We start from the raw sequence: 3,156 nt of genomic DNA, 5'->3' as shown, positions 1-3,156 counted from the left end.
TTGCAGAACTACCGGCGTGCTCAGTCGAAGCTCACAGCCGAAGGATCGCAACTGCCGCGAGGGGAGACCACCGTGACACCGCCGGCCGCAGCCAGCGCCGCCGCCATCCGTACCGACGACCCGACCACCGACCCCGCCGCGGCCAGTGCCGCGGCCGCCGACGCCCAGGCCTCCGCCCCCACGGGGCTGCCGGGCAACGGCGACGACGACCCCGACGAACGCACCGCGGCGGACTCCGCCGCTCAGGGCCGCACCTACGCGGCCTCGTCTCCCGCAGGCGCCCGGTTCACCCGGCCCGGGGGGATGTTCTCCTCCCTGCGCGTTCGCAACTACCGCTACTACTTCGCCGGCCAGGTGGTGTCCAACACCGGTACCTGGATGCAGCGGATCGCCCAGGACTGGCTGGTGCTGAGCCTCACCGGCAGCCCGCTCGCGGTCGGCATCACCACCGCCATGCAGTTCCTGCCGATGCTGCTGCTCGGCCTGTTCGGCGGCGTGCTCGCGGACCGGATGCCCAAGCGCCGGCTGCTGATCTACACCCAGGGCGCGATGGGCCTGCTGGCCGCCGGCCTCGCGGTGCTGACCATCGGCGGCCTGGTGACGCCGTACTACGTGTACGTCTTCGCGCTGCTGCTCGGCCTGGTCACCGTGGTGGACAACCCGACCCGGCAGGCCTTCGTCTCCGAGATGGTCGGGCCCAAGGACCTCGCCAACGCCGTCAGCCTGAACGCCGCCAACTTCCAGACCGCCCGGCTGGTCGGCCCCGCCGTCGCGGGCCTGCTGATCGCCGCGGTCGGCAGCGGCTGGGCGTTCGCCGTCAACGCGCTGTCCTTCGCCGCCGTGATCGGCGGGCTGCTCGCCATGCGGGAGAGCGAACTGCGCCCGACCGAGCCGATCGCCCGCGAGAAGGGGCAGCTGCGCGAGGGCCTGCGGTACGTCCGGGAACGGCCCGAGCTGCTCTGGCCGATGGTGCTGGCCGGGTTCATCGGCACCTTCGGCTTCAACTTCCCGACGCTGCTCTCCGGCTTCGCGTACGACACCTTCGAGGTGGGCGCCGGCCAGTACGGCCTGCTGAACACCGCGATGGCGATCGGCTCGCTGGCCGGTGCGCTGCTCGCCGCCCGCCGGGGCGCGCCGCGGCTGCGCCGGCTGGTCGGCGCCGCGCTGGCCTTCGGCACGCTGGAGGTGGTCGCCGCGTTCGCGCCCGACTACTGGACCTTCGCGCTGCTGCTGATGCTGATCGGGGTCTTCGGGCTGAGCTTCAACACCTCGGTCAACGCCTCGCTGCAGCTGGCCACCGACCCCGAGATGCGCGGCCGGGTGATGGGCCTGCTGGTGCTGGTCTTCACCGGCGGCACGCCGATCGGCGCCCCGATCGTCGGCTGGGTGACCGCCTCGTACGGGCCCCGGCTCGGCCTGCTGGCCTGCGGGCTGGTGTCCGCGGCGGCGGCCGGCGCGGTCGGCCTCGTGCTGGCCCGCAGCGCGGACCTGCGGGTGCGGTTCGACCTGCACCCGGGCCGCGGCGGCCGGGTGGTGGCCTTCGTGCCGCGGTCCGGTCCGGCGAGCAAGTCGGAGCTGGCCGCCGTCTGCTGACGGCATGTCAGGTTTCCCCGGAGATCGACAAGGCCTTCGGGGAAACCTCGGTGGCTCAGAGCCTCATGGCGAGGACCTGGCCCGGCCAGAGGCCGTTCGGCTGCTCGACCTCGAAGGTCTCGGTCTCGGTGAAGCCGAGCCCCCGGTACCGGTCGACCAGCTTGCCGTCGGCGCCGGCGTAGCAGTCCACCCGGAGCAGGCCGATGTCGCGCCGGCGGGCCTCCTCGACCGCGTCGGCGATCAGCGCGGCACCGAGGCCCGAGCCGCTGCGGCCGCGGTCGGTGACCAGGAGGCGGACGTACAGTTCGCGCTCGTCCACGGCGGGGATCCACCGGCCGCGGTCCTCGGAGAGCACGCAGCAGCCGACCGTACGGCCGTCGTCGTCCACGGCGAGGCGGATCAGGAAGGGCTCGGCGGCGTACGAGGCGGCCTGGTCGACCCGGGCCGGGATGGTGCTGAAGGGCTGGTCGCCCCACTGGCCGGTGCGGTCGTTCGCGGCCAGCCAGGCCACGGCGCCGTCGAGCAGGGACAGGATGTCGGGGACGTCCTCGGGACCCCCGTTGCGGATCTTCATATTCGAACGTTCTACCCGAAACGACCGGGCGCGGGAAGATGGGTCCATGAGGCTGTTCGTGGCGGTGCTGCCGCCGGTGCGGGCGTTGCAGGGGCTCTTCGACGCCGTCGCGCCGGTGCGGGAGCTGCCCGGGGCGGAGCGGCTGCGCTGGACCGGCGTCGAGGGCTGGCACCTGACCCTGGCCTTCCTGGGCGAGGTGCCGGCCGAGCGGCTGCCGGAGCTGGAGGCGGGCCTGGCCGCCGTCGCCGAGGTCCACCCGGTGCACCGGCTGCGGATCGCGGGCGCGGGCCGGTTCGGCGACCGGGTGCTCTGGGCCGGGATCGAGGGCCAGGACTGGGCGCTGCGCCGCCTGGCCGAGGCCGTCGCCGGGGCCACCGCCGAGGTCACCGGGGCGACCGACGACTACGCCTTCCACCCGCACCTCACCCTCGCCCGGGCCGGCTCCTCGCGCGGCCACCGGCGGGCCGTGCAGCGGGTCGCGGCGGCCGAGCTGGACGGCCTGGTGGCGGCGCTGGCCGACTACCGGGGGCCGGAGTGGGAGGCCGCCGAGCTGCACCTGGTCCGCAGCGACCTGGGCGGCGGCGCCGCGCACTACGAGACGCTGCGGCGGTGGCCGCTGGCGGAGTGGGGCCGGGCCGCCGGGGGTCCGGGGGCGGGGGCCGGGGGGAGTCCCGGGTGAGCCGGAGGTACGCTCGATGACCGTGGATCCCAAGACTCGTATGCGCATCGTCTCCGGCACCCTGGTGCTGATGCTGGTCGTCGTGCTGATCAGCTCGCTGGTCGGCCGCTGAGCGGAACGGTCGGAACGGTCGGAACGGCCGGAGTGGTCGGAGCGGCCTCGGCGCGGTCGAAAGGCCGAAGCGGCCGAACGGTCGAACGGCCGGGACGGCCCCCGGCCCCGGAACGCCCGAGGGCCCGCCCCCCCCGCGGCGGCGGGCCCGCGGGCGTGTGCGCGGGGGGCGGGGTCAGAGCTGGGCGGCCACGGAGTC

Annotated in this window: 3 protein-coding genes; 2 read left to right on the top strand and 1 reads right to left on the bottom strand. The window is 74.7% G+C overall.

Annotated features, from left to right (window positions below; translation table 11 throughout):
* The first annotated feature begins 303 nt into the window (after nt 1-303).
* Complete coding sequence (locus ABZW03_RS39085) at nt 304-1,593, top strand: MFS transporter (protein ID WP_355269368.1); 1,290 nt, start codon at nt 304-306, stop codon at nt 1,591-1,593.
* 55 nt (nt 1,594-1,648) lie between these two features.
* On the opposite strand, the gene ABZW03_RS39080 is transcribed toward ABZW03_RS39085, so the two are convergent.
* Nucleotides 1,649-2,167 (bottom strand): GNAT family N-acetyltransferase, encoded by a 519-nt coding sequence (locus ABZW03_RS39080; RefSeq protein ID WP_355269366.1) that lies wholly within the window; start codon nt 2,165-2,167, stop codon nt 1,649-1,651.
* 46 nt (nt 2,168-2,213) lie between these two features.
* Between ABZW03_RS39080 and thpR the strand changes: the two genes are divergently transcribed.
* Nucleotides 2,214-2,846 carry an RNA 2',3'-cyclic phosphodiesterase gene (gene thpR / locus ABZW03_RS39075; RefSeq protein WP_355269364.1) on the top strand — a complete coding sequence of 211 codons (633 nt, stop codon included), beginning with the start codon at nt 2,214-2,216 and terminating at the stop codon, nt 2,844-2,846.
* Nucleotides 2,847-3,156: the final 310 nt, after the last annotated feature.

Origin of the sequence: Kitasatospora sp. NPDC004799 (genome assembly GCF_040609095.1) — a bacterium.
GTDB lineage: Bacteria > Actinomycetota > Actinomycetes > Streptomycetales > Streptomycetaceae > Kitasatospora.
This window is presented reverse-complemented; position numbering and strand designations above follow the sequence as displayed.

Bases quoted from the DNA above. Each gene is read 5' to 3' on its own strand.
- ABZW03_RS39085 (WP_355269368.1), top strand. From the start codon at position 304: ATGTTCTCCTCCCTGCGCGTTCGCAACTACCGCTACTACTTCGCCGGC.
- ABZW03_RS39080 (WP_355269366.1), bottom strand. From the start codon at position 2,167: ATGAAGATCCGCAACGGGGGTCCCGAGGACGTCCCCGACATCCTGTCC.
- thpR (WP_355269364.1), top strand. From the start codon at position 2,214: ATGAGGCTGTTCGTGGCGGTGCTGCCGCCGGTGCGGGCGTTGCAGGGG.